This is a genomic window from Serratia rubidaea, assembly GCF_016026735.1.
Taxonomy (GTDB): domain Bacteria; phylum Pseudomonadota; class Gammaproteobacteria; order Enterobacterales; family Enterobacteriaceae; genus Serratia_B; species Serratia_B rubidaea.
Genome location: NZ_CP065640.1, coordinates 316,802 through 330,878, shown reverse-complemented (window position 1 = coordinate 330,878; position 14,077 = coordinate 316,802). Strand labels below are relative to the sequence as shown.

The following is a 14,077-nucleotide window of genomic DNA, read 5'->3' as shown; positions in this document are numbered from 1 at the left end:
AATTGTCAAAAGTGGTTTAGTTTAACAGCGTGAGACGGTTGCCAAAAGAGAGCGGGACGAATTTTAACGCGGCTCCAGCGACAGCACCTCGGTCATGCCGGCGACGACCCGCCAGCGCACGTTGAAGTCCAGCAGCCAGACGGCGTAATCCCGTTCGGCGTCTTCCCCTTTACGGTAGGCCGGACGCGGGTCCTGCGCCAGTACCTGAGTAATGAAACGACGCAGCTGAGGGTAGCGCGTTTGCTGCTGTTGCAGCTGCTGTTCCGCCAGCGGTGAAAAGCTGACGGGCATATCCGCCGCCGGCGCCGCCTGGGCAAAGCCGGCGACGGCCTGCGGCTGGCTTTCGGCAAACGGCAGGTAGGGTTTGATATCCACTACCGGCGTACCGTCCACCAAATCCAGACTGCCGAGCTCCAGCACCACCTCTCCGCCCTGAATGCGCACTTTTTTCAGCTCGACCAGCGACATGCCGATCGGGTTGGGGCGGAAGGTCGAACGGGTGGCGAAGACGCCCATGCGGGCATTGCCGCCGAGACGCGGCGGCCGTACGGTGGGGCGCCAGCCGCCATCCATGGTTTGGTGGAAAATAAACATCACCCACAGATGGCTGAACGCCTCCAGGCCGCGTACGGCTTCGGCCTGATTGTAAGGCGGCAGCAACAACAACTCCCCGCCGCCGTCTTCTACCAGCCCAGGCTGCCTGGGAACGGCGAACTTTTCTTTATACGGCGAGCGGATAGTCCCGATCTGGTTGACAACAAATTCACTCATTTGGACGAAACGTTAAGTGCAGATCCCTGGCAGACGGCCTGCTGGTAGCAGCCGGCGACGCCTTTGACGATTTGGCAGTCGTGCAGCAGTACGGCGTTGGCCTTCATATAGGAGGCGCGGATTTGCATACGTTTACGTGCGGTCGTCATGTTCGGCGGGGAATCCTGGATGGTGGTCTGGCAGGATTCGCCGGAGACTTCACCCAGATCGCGGAATGGCTTGCCGACCAGCTCTTCAGCGCTTTTATACAGTTTTACCGGCGCAGGACGGGGTGCAGGCGTAGGCTTGCTTGACGTGGTGGTCGTGGGTTTGCTGGTACTGTTTGTCGGGGTTGATTCGGTATGCAGCATGGAGCAGCCGCTAAGCGCAAGCGCTAACAAACAGAGAGGTAAAGCACGCATAGAGATTCCTCTGCCTTTTCATAAAAGTGGCGCTATTGAAGCAATCTATGGTGAAAATAACAAGACGGGCCGAAGCCCGTCTTGCAATTATAGGAACAAAATAGCCTTAAGATTACGAGCTATCCGATGTAATTCCACCGCTTACAGCGCGGAATTACCAGCCTTTCACCGCGCCGCCGTTGAAGATCTTGTTTGCGGCTTCGTTGACTTCGTCAGACTGATAGGCCTGAACGAATTTTTTCACGTTTTCCGCATCCTTGTTGTTTTCACGCGCAACCAGCAGGTTGACGTAAGGCGAGTCTTTGCCTTCAACAAACAGACCGTCTTTGGCCGGGGTCAGACCAATCTGGCTGGCGTAAGTGGTGTTGATCACCGCCAGCGCGATTTGCTGGTCGTCCAGCGAACGCGGCAGCTGCGGCGCTTCCAGCTCAACCAGCTTCAGGTTTTTCGGGTTCTCGGTGACGTCCAGAATGGTCGGCAGCAGGCCCACGCCGTCTTTCAGTTTGATCAGCCCTTCGGACTGCAGCAGCAGCAGAGAGCGGCCCAGGTTGGTCGGGTCGTTCGGCAGCGCGATTTGCGAGCCAGGCTGCAGTTCGCTCAGCGATTTGATTTTCTTCGAGTAACCGGCGATCGGGTAGACGAAGGTATTGCCGACCGGCACCAGTTTGTAACCGCGGTCTTTGATCTGCTGATCCAGATACGGCTTGTGCTGGAAGGCGTTGACGTCGATATCGCCTTTGCTCAGCGCTTCGTTCGGCAGGACGTAGTCGTTGAAGGTCACCAGCTCGACGTCAAGGCCGTATTTGTCTTTCGCCACTTTCTGCGCGACTTCCGCCACCTGCTGTTCTGCGCCGACGATCACGCCGACCTTGATATGGTTTGGATCTTTTTCGTCCTGACCGCAGCCAGCCAGAGCCAGAGAGCCGATCAGTGCGCCGATTGCCGCGATGGATTTAAATTTTAACGACATATCCCTTCCTCTTAATAGACTCGCATACAAAGATGCTGTGCGCGTTGCTGTGAAACTTATTTATGGGTAACGGCTTTGACAATGCGATCGCCGCAGAACTGGATCAGATACACCAGGATCACCAGTAATACTAATACGGTATTCATTACCGTGGCGTTATATCCGATATAACCATACTGATAACCGATCTGTCCCAGACCGCCGGCGCCGACGGCGCCGCCCATGGCGGAGTAGCCCACCAGGGTGATCAGCGTGATGGTCGCGGCGTTAACCAGGCCCGGCAGCGCTTCCGGCAGCAGGACTTTCTTGATGATCTGCAGCGGCGTGGCGCCCATGGCGCGCGCGGCTTCCACCAGGCCGGACGGGATCTCCAGCAGGGCGTTTTCCACCATACGGGCGATAAACGGCGCCGCGCCGACGGTCAGCGGCACAATCGCCGCCTGCAGGCCGATGGAGGTGCCGACGATCATCCGGGTGAAAGGAATCATCCAGACCAGCAAAATAATAAACGGAATGGAACGGAAAATATTCACCAGCGCGGACAGCACTTTATACAGCGCCGGGTTGGCGATAATTTGCCCCGGGCGGGTGACATACAGCAGCACGCCGACGGGCAGGCCGATGATAAACCCGAAGAAGCCGGAGACAAAGGTCATCATGACGGTTTCCCACACGCCACGCGCCATTAACCACATCATTGCCTCAGACATAACCCAGAACCTCTACTTTGACCTGATTTTCTTGCAGGAATTTAATGGTCGCCAGTGCGTCTTCATCGCTGCCGTGCAGCTCTGCCAGCATCACACCGAATTTCACTCCGCCCGCATAATCCATCTGCGCGCTGATAATATTGTTATTGACGTTAAAGCGACGCGCGGCTTCGGACAGCAGCGGCGCATCCACCGACTGGCCGGTAAACTCCAGGCGCAGCAGGGGTTGGCGGTCGCCGCTGCGTTCCGGGCTCAGGCGCTCGGCGTAATCGTCAGGAATATCCAGATGCAGCGTGGACTGAATAAACTGCTGCGCCAGCGGTGTTTTCGGGTGTGAGAACACTTCGCTGACACTGTCTTTTTCAATCAGCTGGCCCTGGCTTATCACGGCGACCTGATCGCAGATGCGTTTCACCACGTCCATTTCGTGGGTGATCAGCAGGATGGTCAGCCCCAGACGGCGGTTAATGTCTTTCAGCAGTTCCAGAATGGAACGGGTGGTGGCCGGGTCCAGGGCGCTGGTGGCTTCGTCGCACAGCAGCACTTTAGGCTGGCTGGCCAGCGCACGGGCGATCGCCACGCGCTGTTTTTGGCCGCCGGACAGGTTGGCCGGGTAGGCGTCGTGCTTATCGGCCAGGCCGACCAGCTCCAGCAGCTCGCCGACGCGCTTTTTGATGTCGGCGCGCGGGGTGTTATCCAGCTCCAGCGGCAGCGCAACGTTGCCGAAAACGGTGCGGGACGAAAGTAAGTTGAAGTGCTGGAAAATCATGCCGATCTGGCGGCGTGCGCGCGTCAGTTCACTTTCTGACAGGGCGGTGAGATCCTGGCCGTCTACCAGAACCTGGCCTGATGTCGGGCGCTCAAGCATATTGGCGCAGCGGATAAGCGTACTTTTACCGGCGCCCGATGCGCCGATAACGCCGTAAATCTGCCCGGCAGGGACGTGGAGGGTCACGTCGGAGAGCGCGTTAATGGTACGCGAGCCCTGCTGGAACACTTTGGTAATGTTAGAGAGTTTAATCATATTCTTCTTATTTTAGCGTGGTTGCCCGTGGCTAGATAAAAGTAAACCTTGGCGTGGCACCAAGGTATGCTCAGATGTTAAGGCGTCTAGACGTCCAAGTCAACGGGGGCGCTTTCACCGGCGTTCTCAGCATGGGGTAAAACATGCGATACTGTCCGCGTTTTCAGGCCCTCAGGAGCAAACCGGTGACACAAAGCGTTCCAGCTATTTTTTTAGATCGTGACGGCACGATCAATGTCGACCATGGCTATGTCCATGAAATCGATGACTTCCAATTTATTGATGGTGTGATCGATGCATGCCGTGAATTGAAAAACATGGGCTTTGCGCTGGTGTTGGTAACCAATCAGTCGGGCATTGCGCGCGGGATGTTCAGCGAAGATCAGTTTATGTACCTCACCGAATGGATGGACTGGTCGCTGGCCGATCGCGGCGTCGACTTCGACGGCATCTATTTCTGCCCGCACCACCCGGAGGCGGTGGTTGAAGAGCTGCGCCAGGTGTGCGACTGCCGTAAACCGCAGCCGGGCATGCTGCTGCAGGCGCAGCAGGAACTGAATATCGATATGGCCGCTTCTTATATGGTGGGCGATAAACTGGAAGATATGCAGGCCGCCGCCGCCGCGGGCGTAGGCACTAAAGTTCTGGTCCGTACCGGTAAAGCGGTAACGGCGGAAGGGGAGCAACAGGCCGATTGGGTGTTAAACAGCCTGGCTGAGCTGCCGCAGGCGATAAAACAGCGGGTTTAATCGGCGTTGTGGCGTAATAGTGAGCGGTTGAGAAAAAAGTGAATATTAATCCTTGTCATTCTGAATCGCCTCCCTATAATGCGCCTCCATCGACACGGAACATGTGAACAACTTCACAGAGTATCCGGGGCCGACAGAGAAAAAATCCTGAAAAAACGGGTTGACTCTGAAAGAGGAAAGCGTAATATACGCCACCTCGAGTTAGCAAGCGAAAGCGCGTAACTCACTGCTCTTTAACAATTTATCAGACAATCTGTGTGGGCACTCACAAGACGATATCCAGCATCTTCGGATGCAAAAAAAATATCAAGTCTTGAAGAGTGACTAACTGAAGTAAAATTCATGCAGTAAATCTTTGAGCAACAGCTATTAATTTAGCGAATCAAGCTTTTAATTGAAGAGTTTGATCATGGCTCAGATTGAACGCTGGCGGCAGGCCTAACACATGCAAGTCGAGCGGCAGCGGGAGGAAGCTTGCTTCCTCGCCGGCGAGCGGCGGACGGGTGAGTAATGTCTGGGGATCTGCCCGATGGAGGGGGATAACCACTGGAAACGGTGGCTAATACCGCATAACGTCGCAAGACCAAAGTGGGGGACCTTCGGGCCTCACACCATCGGATGAACCCAGATGGGATTAGCTAGTAGGTGGGGTAATGGCTCACCTAGGCGACGATCCCTAGCTGGTCTGAGAGGATGACCAGCCACACTGGAACTGAGACACGGTCCAGACTCCTACGGGAGGCAGCAGTGGGGAATATTGCACAATGGGCGCAAGCCTGATGCAGCCATGCCGCGTGTGTGAAGAAGGCCTTCGGGTTGTAAAGCACTTTCAGCGAGGAGGAAGGTGGTGAACTTAATACGTTCATCAATTGACGTTACTCGCAGAAGAAGCACCGGCTAACTCCGTGCCAGCAGCCGCGGTAATACGGAGGGTGCAAGCGTTAATCGGAATTACTGGGCGTAAAGCGCACGCAGGCGGTTTGTTAAGTCAGATGTGAAATCCCCGAGCTTAACTTGGGAACTGCATTTGAAACTGGCAAGCTAGAGTCTCGTAGAGGGGGGTAGAATTCCAGGTGTAGCGGTGAAATGCGTAGAGATCTGGAGGAATACCGGTGGCGAAGGCGGCCCCCTGGACGAAGACTGACGCTCAGGTGCGAAAGCGTGGGGAGCAAACAGGATTAGATACCCTGGTAGTCCACGCCGTAAACGATGTCGATTTGGAGGTTGTGCCCTTGAGGCGTGGCTTCCGGAGCTAACGCGTTAAATCGACCGCCTGGGGAGTACGGCCGCAAGGTTAAAACTCAAATGAATTGACGGGGGCCCGCACAAGCGGTGGAGCATGTGGTTTAATTCGATGCAACGCGAAGAACCTTACCTACTCTTGACATCCAGAGAACTTTCCAGAGATGGATTGGTGCCTTCGGGAACTCTGAGACAGGTGCTGCATGGCTGTCGTCAGCTCGTGTTGTGAAATGTTGGGTTAAGTCCCGCAACGAGCGCAACCCTTATCCTTTGTTGCCAGCGGTTCGGCCGGGAACTCAAAGGAGACTGCCAGTGATAAACTGGAGGAAGGTGGGGATGACGTCAAGTCATCATGGCCCTTACGAGTAGGGCTACACACGTGCTACAATGGCGTATACAAAGAGAAGCGAACCTGCGAGGGCAAGCGGACCTCATAAAGTACGTCGTAGTCCGGATTGGAGTCTGCAACTCGACTCCATGAAGTCGGAATCGCTAGTAATCGTAGATCAGAATGCTACGGTGAATACGTTCCCGGGCCTTGTACACACCGCCCGTCACACCATGGGAGTGGGTTGCAAAAGAAGTAGGTAGCTTAACCTTCGGGAGGGCGCTTACCACTTTGTGATTCATGACTGGGGTGAAGTCGTAACAAGGTAACCGTAGGGGAACCTGCGGTTGGATCACCTCCTTACCTAAAGATATCCTGACTGTGCAGTGTCCACACAGATTGTCTGATGAAAAAGTAACGAGCAGAAATACCTTTATAGGCTTGTAGCTCAGGTGGTTAGAGCGCACCCCTGATAAGGGTGAGGTCGGTGGTTCAAGTCCACTCAGGCCTACCACTTCTCTCCTATGCTGCGTTATGGCGCCGCTCGCATATTTCAATATGCGTCGCGACCCCACGCCTTGCCTAGAAGAGAAGTAGTAAACCGAAGGTCTCTGTCAGTGACTGTATGGGGCTATAGCTCAGCTGGGAGAGCGCCTGCCTTGCACGCAGGAGGTCAGCGGTTCGATCCCGCTTAGCTCCACCATATAAGTCCGAATATCAATACTTCAGAGTATATTGGCGACAGTATGCTGCGAAGTATTTTGCTCTTTAACAATCTGGAACAAGCTGAAAATTGAAACATGACGGCTGAAACTTGTCCCTCCGTAGAAGTTTGGGATGAGGAGTAACCTGTCATAGAGTCTCTCAAATTTATTACAACCCCTAGCAGGTTGAGCGAGCTAAGTGAAGTCAAGGCGCCCAGCGCGGAGGAAGCGGAGTGGACTTAATGTCCATGAGCATTCCGAGCACTGCGTAACGCAGAATTCACGACGCGCAGCCAACCGGCCAGACAGAAGAAACATCTTCGGGTTGTGAGGTTAAGTGACTAAGCGTACACGGTGGATGCCTAGGCAGTCAGAGGCGATGAAGGGCGTGCTAATCTGCGAAAAGCGTCGGTAAGGTGATATGAACCGTTATAACCGACGATACCCGAATGGGGAAACCCAGTGTGTTTCGACACACTATCCTGTCATGAATACATAGTGGCAGGAGGCGAACCGGGGGAACTGAAACATCTAAGTACCCCGAGGAAAAGAAATCAACCGAGATTCCCCCAGTAGCGGCGAGCGAACGGGGAACAGCCCAGAACCTGAATCGGCTTGTGTGTCAGTGGAAGCGTCTGGAAAGTCGCACAGTAAAGGGTGATAGTCCCGTACACGAAGATGCACAGGTCGTGAGTTCGATGAGTAGGGCGGGACACGTGTTATCCTGTCTGAATATGGGGGACCATCCTCCAAGGCTAAATACTCCTGACTGACCGATAGTGAACCAGTACCGTGAGGGAAAGGCGAAAAGAACCCCGGCGAGGGGAGTGAAATAGAACCTGAAACCGTGTACGTACAAGCAGTGGGAGCATCCTTCGGGGTGTGACTGCGTACCTTTTGTATAATGGGTCAGCGACTTATATTTTGTAGCAAGGTTAACCGAATAGGGGAGCCGTAGGGAAACCGAGTCTTAACTGGGCGTCTAGTTGCAAGGTATAGACCCGAAACCCGGTGATCTAGCCATGGGCAGGTTGAAGGTTGGGTAACACTAACTGGAGGACCGAACCGACTAATGTTGAAAAATTAGCGGATGACTTGTGGCTGGGGGTGAAAGGCCAATCAAACCGGGAGATAGCTGGTTCTCCCCGAAAGCTATTTAGGTAGCGCCTCGTGAACTCATCTTCGGGGGTAGAGCACTGTTTCGGCTAGGGGGCCATCCCGGCTTACCAAACCGATGCAAACTCCGAATACCGAAGAATGTTATCACGGGAGACACACGGCGGGTGCTAACGTCCGTCGTGAAGAGGGAAACAACCCAGACCGCCAGCTAAGGTCCCAAAGTCATGGTTAAGTGGGAAACGATGTGGGAAGGCACAGACAGCCAGGATGTTGGCTTAGAAGCAGCCATCATTTAAAGAAAGCGTAATAGCTCACTGGTCGAGTCGGCCTGCGCGGAAGATGTAACGGGGCTAAACCATGCACCGAAGCTGCGGCAGCGACGCTTAGGCGTTGTTGGGTAGGGGAGCGTTCTGTAAGCCGTTGAAGGTGGCCTGCGAGGGTTGCTGGAGGTATCAGAAGTGCGAATGCTGACATAAGTAACGATAAAGCGGGTGAAAAACCCGCTCGCCGGAAGACCAAGGGTTCCTGTCCAACGTTAATCGGGGCAGGGTGAGTCGACCCCTAAGGCGAGGCTGAAAAGCGTAGTCGATGGGAAACAGGTTAATATTCCTGTACTTGGTGTTACTGCGAAGGGGGGACGGAGAAGGCTAGGCTAGCCGAGCGACGGTTGTCTCGGTTTAAGCGTGTAGGGGGGTGTTCCTGGTAAATCCGGAACGCTGTTAACCCTGAGGCGTGATGACGATGCACTACGGTGCAGAAGTAGTTGATGCCAAGCTTCCAGGAAAAGCCTCTAAGCTCCAGGTAACATCAAATCGTACCCCAAACCGACACAGGTGGTCAGGTAGAGAATACCAAGGCGCTTGAGAGAACTCGGGTGAAGGAACTAGGCAAAATGGTGCCGTAACTTCGGGAGAAGGCACGCTGGCGCGTAGGTGAAGTCCCTTGCGGATGGAGCTGAAGCCAGTCGCAGATACCAGCTGGCTGCAACTGTTTAATAAAAACACAGCACTGTGCAAACACGAAAGTGGACGTATACGGTGTGACGCCTGCCCGGTGCCGGAAGGTTAATTGATGGGGTTATCCGTAAGGAGAAGCTCTTGATCGAAGCCCCGGTAAACGGCGGCCGTAACTATAACGGTCCTAAGGTAGCGAAATTCCTTGTCGGGTAAGTTCCGACCTGCACGAATGGCGTAATGATGGCCAGGCTGTCTCCACCCGAGACTCAGTGAAATTGAACTCGCTGTGAAGATGCAGTGTACCCGCGGCAAGACGGAAAGACCCCGTGAACCTTTACTATAGCTTGACACTGAACATTGAGCCTTGATGTGTAGGATAGGTGGGAGGCTTTGAAGTGTGGACGCCAGTCTGCATGGAGCCATCCTTGAAATACCACCCTTTAATGTTTGATGTTCTAACTCTGCCCCATAATCTGGGGTGAGGACAGTGTCTGGTGGGTAGTTTGACTGGGGCGGTCTCCTCCCAAAGAGTAACGGAGGAGCACGAAGGTTAGCTAATCACGGTCGGACATCGTGAGGTTAGTGCAAAGGCATAAGCTAGCTTGACTGCGAGAGTGACGGCTCGAGCAGGTGCGAAAGCAGGTCTTAGTGATCCGGTGGTTCTGAATGGAAGGGCCATCGCTCAACGGATAAAAGGTACTCCGGGGATAACAGGCTGATACCGCCCAAGAGTTCATATCGACGGCGGTGTTTGGCACCTCGATGTCGGCTCATCACATCCTGGGGCTGAAGTAGGTCCCAAGGGTATGGCTGTTCGCCATTTAAAGTGGTACGCGAGCTGGGTTTAGAACGTCGTGAGACAGTTCGGTCCCTATCTGCCGTGGGCGTTGGAAGATTGAGAGGGGTTGCTCCTAGTACGAGAGGACCGGAGTGAACGCACCACTGGTGTTCGGGTTGTCATGCCAATGGCACTGCCCGGTAGCTAAGTGCGGAAAAGATAAGCGCTGAAAGCATCTAAGCGCGAAACTTGCCTCAAGATGAGTCTTCCCTGGGACTTCGAGTCCCCTGAAGGAACGTTTAAGACTAAGACGTTGATAGGCTGGGTGTGTAAGTGCAGCGATGCATTGAGCTAACCAGTACTAATGAACCGTGAGGCTTAACCTTACAACACCGAAGGTGTTTTAGAGAGACATGACAAAATCGTCGGGAACGATTTTGAACAACGCGGAGCGTTGGCCCCGAAGGGGTGAGTATCAGGATGATACGAATAATTTTCAGCCTGTTCTGTGATTGAAGTCCGAAGGATTTCGCGCTGAAGCAAGGCGGCAAGCGATGGCGGAGCAGGAGCATACATGAGTATGTGACTGTGACGACAGAGAGCGGCCAACGCGGCAGCAGCGTGAAAGACACAGGACGGGTAAAAAAGAATTTGCCTGGCGGTAATAGCGCGGTGGTCCCACCTGACCCCATGCCGAACTCAGAAGTGAAACGCCGTAGCGCCGATGGTAGTGTGGGGTCTCCCCATGCGAGAGTAGGACACTGCCAGGCATCAAATAAAACAAAAAGCCCCGTGCATCAGCACGGGGCTTTTTGTTTTGTCTGTTGGCAGGTGTTCTGCTCGAGCATGACATGCGACAAAGGCGCGATAGCGCGTTTGAACGCCGCTTGCGGCGGCCCCGCAGGGGCGAGGCTCGAAGAGCCGAGTAAAGTAGGACACTGCCAGGCATCAAATAAAGTAGAAAGCCTCATGCGAAAGCATGAGGCTTTTTGCGTTTGGTCGGAAAAATAAAATTTGCTGATAGTTCCCGAGCTAAGAGTGCGCCTGTAGCAACGCACTGTAACAGTGCGCGACTTTCATCCTACTGTTTAATGCCCATCACAAAAATCCCGCGAATATTCTTAGCCTGCTATCCACTAAGTTGTTAATTTATTGTAAACAACAAAGTAACAATATGCAGGGTGCCAAAACATTGGCTTGGAGAACAGATAATGACTGAAACAACCTCATCACTCGGGGATGCCGCTACGTTAGAGGCTCAGGATAAGAAAAAACGCATCTTTGCCATTGTCGGCGCTTCATCGGGAAACCTGGTGGAGTGGTTTGATTTTTACGTTTATTCCTTCTGCTCGATCTATTTTGCCGCCGCCTTTTTTCCGGCGGGCAACAGTACCACCCAGCTGCTGCAAACCGCCGGCATCTTTGCCGCCGGCTTTTTTATGCGGCCAATCGGCGGCTGGCTGTTCGGCTATATCGCCGATAAGCACGGCCGTAAGAACTCAATGCTGATTTCTGTCTGCATGATGTGCGCGGGATCGCTGGTGATCGCCTGCCTGCCCACTTACGCAGCGATCGGCAACTGGGCGCCGGTGCTGTTGCTGGTTGCACGCTTGTTCCAGGGGCTGTCGGTCGGCGGCGAATACGGCACCAGCGCGACCTATATGAGTGAAGTGGCGGTGAAAGGCAAACGTGGTTTTTACGCCTCTTTCCAATATGTCACGCTGATCGGCGGCCAGCTGTTGGCGTTGCTGGTTTTGGTAGTGCTGCAGCAAATCCTGTCTCATGCCGAGTTAGTGGCCTGGGGCTGGCGCATCCCGTTTGCGTTAGGGGCGGTACTGGCGGTGGTGGCACTCTATCTGCGCCGCTCGCTGAACGAAACCTCTGACGCTTCAACCCGTAATCATCAGGATGCCGGCTCGCTGCGAGGGCTGTGGAAAAACCGTAAGGCGTTTGTGATGGTGCTGGGCTTTACCGCGGCAGGGTCGTTGACGTTTTATACCTTCACCACCTATATGCAAAAATATCTGGTTAATACCGCCGGTATGGACGCCAAACTGGCCAGCGGCATTATGACGGCGGCGCTGTTCGTCTTTATGCTGCTGCAGCCGGTGGCCGGGGCGCTGTCGGATAAGATCGGTCGTCGTAACTCGATGTTGATCTTCTCTACGCTGGCGACGCTGTTGACGGTGCCAATTCTGTTTACCTTGAAAAACGTCTCCAGCCCCTATGCCGCCTTTGGTTTGATTGTGGTTGCTCTGGTGATCATCAGCTTTTATACCTCGATAAGCGGCCTGCTGAAGGCGGAAATGTTCCCGCCTGAGGTACGGGCGTTAGGCGTAGGGCTGTCTTATGCGGTGGCGAATGCAATGTTCGGCGGCTCGGCGGAATACGTCGCGCTGTCGCTGAAGTCGTTCGGTATCGAAAACGCCTTCTTCTGGTATGTGTCCGGCATGAGCCTGTTGGCGCTGCTGGTCTCGCTGAGGCTGCACCGTAAAGGGAAAGAGATTCAGCTGTAAGTCAGTGGGCGGCGTGGTACAGGCTATAGCCTGCCGCCGCGCCGGCAACGTCCCAGGCAAAATCCTTCCAGCTCCAGCCGGTGCCACCTTCGCGGCTGTCATACAGCTCTTTGGCGGCGCCGATGCTGATGGCGAACATCAGGCCGAAAGTGCGGCTGTGAGGCTCGCTCCAATTCTGATGGTCACCATAGGCGCTGCCGGCGGCGGCCAGCGCCGCGGAACCGATAAAATGCTGGGCTTTGTCCTTGCCGGTCCAGCTGTCGTTGGCCAGATGGCTGCAGCCGCTGGTGAATAACAGTGGAATAAGCAGGCAGAGATGTAATACACGCATAATGAAAACGTCCTGTCGTCATGGCGTACAAAAACCCCGGCATGTGCCGGGGCCTGGAAAGGTAATTATAGCGGAATCAGAGTATACGGCTAATCAACCGGTCGATGCGGATACGGCGTAACCGGCGGATCAGCTTACGGACTTTGACCGGGTACTGCTGAATGCTTTCCAATTCCTGATAGTGGCCGACCACGGTGGTATGGGCGCGGATGCATTCCAGCTCTTGGGCGCGCTGCTCACGCATTTCCTGGTTAGGGTCATGGATCAGAATGGCGTTTTCCAAATCCAGCCGCCAGGCGCGCGGGTTGAGGTTATTACCGGTGAGCAGCTGCCACTCGTCATCGACCCATATGCCTTTCAGGTGATAGCTGTTATCGCCGTCTTTCCACAGGCGAACGATCAGCTGGCCGGTATCGACATAGCGCTGCAGGCGGGTGATAAAGCGGCGCAGGTTGATTTCATACAGGTACGGCAGCGCGCCGATAATCTTGAACGGCTGATCCTGTGGAATATAGAAGTCGTTGGCGGTTTTGTCGCCGACGATAATTTCCACCTGTTTGCCCTGGCGCAGCAGATAAATGATATTGCGCACCAGCAGCGCCGGCAGATTGAAGTAAGGGGTGCACAAGGTCAGCTTTTGATCGGTGCAGGCCATCAGGTGATGGATGGTCTTGTTCAGCACGCTTTGCTTGCCCAGCCCGACCAGCGGCGTAACAGCCAGCTCATCGTTGCCCGCGTTGCCGCTGAAGCGGTAGCCGTCGTGGCGCAGGGCAAGGCGAAACTGCCGCGTTTCGTTTTTGATTTCCGGGCTTTTCGGGCGATCGCAGCGGTCCAGGCGCTGCACGGCGCCGGCGGTCAACAGATGCTGCCTGATGTAATCGACCATCGCGTTGGCCAGCGCAGCGTTGTTAAGCAGTTGGTAACGATCGTAACGGTATTTATCGTGCTGATGCAGATAGACATCGTTGATGCTGGCGCCGCTGTAGATGACGGTATCGTCAACGATAAAGCCTTTAAGGTGCAGAACGCCCAGTGCTTCACGGGTATTCACCGGCACGCCGTATACCGGCACGCTGAGGTCCGGGTGCTGCTGCGCCATGGCGCAGTACCAGTCGGCGTTGGTATTGGCCGCGGCGGCGCCGATACGGCCGCGCTGTGCGCGATGCCAGTCCACCAATACGCATATTTCCAGTTCAGGGCGCAGCTGCTTTGCCTGATACAGCGCGTTGAGAATATCACGGCCGGCATCGTCGTGCTCAAGATACAGGGCGACCAGATAGATGCGCTGCGTGGCGCTGGCGATCGCATCAAGTAAGGCGGTGCGGTAATCCGACGGCGCGTATAGCGTACGAACATCAGCTACCGACTGGGGAATTTTGGGCAGTTGTGCAAGGTGTTGTTGATGTTTGCTACGTTTAAATTTTGACAACATCACAGTGCGCTTCTTCTCTCATGATTAGATGGCCGGAACGCCACAT

9 protein-coding genes, 2 tRNA genes and 3 rRNA genes are annotated in these 14,077 nt (G+C 54.7%); 7 read left to right on the top strand and 7 right to left on the bottom strand.

The features are described 5' to 3' along the window. Positions 1 to 63: 63 nt before the first annotated feature. The 5 genes from tsaA to metN form a co-directional block, all read right to left on the bottom strand. Positions 64 to 771, bottom strand: coding sequence for a tRNA (N6-threonylcarbamoyladenosine(37)-N6)-methyltransferase TrmO (gene tsaA, locus I6G83_RS01520; RefSeq protein ID WP_054306185.1), 708 nt, complete (start codon positions 769 to 771; stop codon positions 64 to 66). Then, the gene (gene rcsF / locus I6G83_RS01515) at positions 768 to 1,172 is read right to left on the bottom strand and encodes an Rcs stress response system protein RcsF (protein WP_015673533.1); all 405 of its coding nucleotides are present in this window, start codon (positions 1,170 to 1,172) and stop codon (positions 768 to 770) included. Before rcsF ends, tsaA begins: the two co-directional genes overlap by 4 nt. Positions 1,173 to 1,326: 154 nt before the next feature. After that, positions 1,327 to 2,142, bottom strand: a complete 816-nt coding sequence (locus I6G83_RS01510) for a MetQ/NlpA family lipoprotein (protein ID WP_015673532.1) — start codon at positions 2,140 to 2,142, stop codon at positions 1,327 to 1,329. 56 nt (positions 2,143 to 2,198) lie between these two features. Continuing rightward, entirely contained in the window at positions 2,199 to 2,852 is a 654-nt protein-coding gene (locus I6G83_RS01505) for a methionine ABC transporter permease MetI (protein WP_015673531.1), read from the bottom strand. Next, on the bottom strand, positions 2,845 to 3,876 hold the full coding sequence (gene metN, locus I6G83_RS01500) for a methionine ABC transporter ATP-binding protein MetN (protein ID WP_015673530.1): 1,032 nt from the start codon (positions 3,874 to 3,876) through the stop codon (positions 2,845 to 2,847). Before metN ends, I6G83_RS01505 begins: the two co-directional genes overlap by 8 nt. 185 nt (positions 3,877 to 4,061) lie before the next feature. Here metN and gmhB point away from each other — a divergent pair, with 185 nt between their 5' ends. The 7 genes from gmhB (at position 4,062) to I6G83_RS01465 (ending at position 12,268) form a co-directional block, all read left to right on the top strand. After that, complete coding sequence (gene gmhB, locus I6G83_RS01495) at positions 4,062 to 4,625, top strand: D-glycero-beta-D-manno-heptose 1,7-bisphosphate 7-phosphatase (protein WP_015673529.1); 564 nt, start codon at positions 4,062 to 4,064, stop codon at positions 4,623 to 4,625. A 391-nt stretch (positions 4,626 to 5,016) separates the two neighbouring features. Further along, a 16S ribosomal RNA gene (locus I6G83_RS01490) occupies positions 5,017 to 6,558 on the top strand. Between the two features lie 74 nt (positions 6,559 to 6,632). Continuing rightward, a tRNA-Ile gene (locus I6G83_RS01485) sits at positions 6,633 to 6,709 on the top strand. Positions 6,710 to 6,822: 113 nt separating this feature from the next. After that, a tRNA-Ala gene (locus I6G83_RS01480) sits at positions 6,823 to 6,898 on the top strand. Between the two features lie 332 nt (positions 6,899 to 7,230). After that, positions 7,231 to 10,138 (top strand): 23S ribosomal RNA (locus I6G83_RS01475). A 268-nt stretch (positions 10,139 to 10,406) separates the two neighbouring features. Then, positions 10,407 to 10,522: ribosomal RNA gene (rrf, locus tag I6G83_RS01470) — 5S ribosomal RNA — on the top strand. The 16S, 23S and 5S rRNA genes sit together here with 2 tRNA genes alongside, the layout of an rRNA operon. Before the next feature lie 441 nt (positions 10,523 to 10,963). Next, positions 10,964 to 12,268, top strand: coding sequence for an MFS family transporter (locus tag I6G83_RS01465; protein ID WP_054306241.1), 1,305 nt, complete (start codon positions 10,964 to 10,966; stop codon positions 12,266 to 12,268). 1 nt (position 12,269) lies between these two features. On the opposite strand, the gene I6G83_RS01460 is transcribed toward I6G83_RS01465, so the two are convergent. Together I6G83_RS01460 and pssA are read right to left on the bottom strand one after the other, a co-directional pair. Further along, positions 12,270 to 12,599, bottom strand: a complete 330-nt coding sequence (locus tag I6G83_RS01460; RefSeq protein WP_054306242.1) for a YfiM family lipoprotein — start codon at positions 12,597 to 12,599, stop codon at positions 12,270 to 12,272. 76 nt (positions 12,600 to 12,675) lie between these two features. Further along, positions 12,676 to 14,031, bottom strand: a complete 1,356-nt coding sequence (gene pssA, locus I6G83_RS01455) for a CDP-diacylglycerol--serine O-phosphatidyltransferase (protein WP_054306243.1) — start codon at positions 14,029 to 14,031, stop codon at positions 12,676 to 12,678. Positions 14,032 to 14,077: the final 46 nt, after the last annotated feature.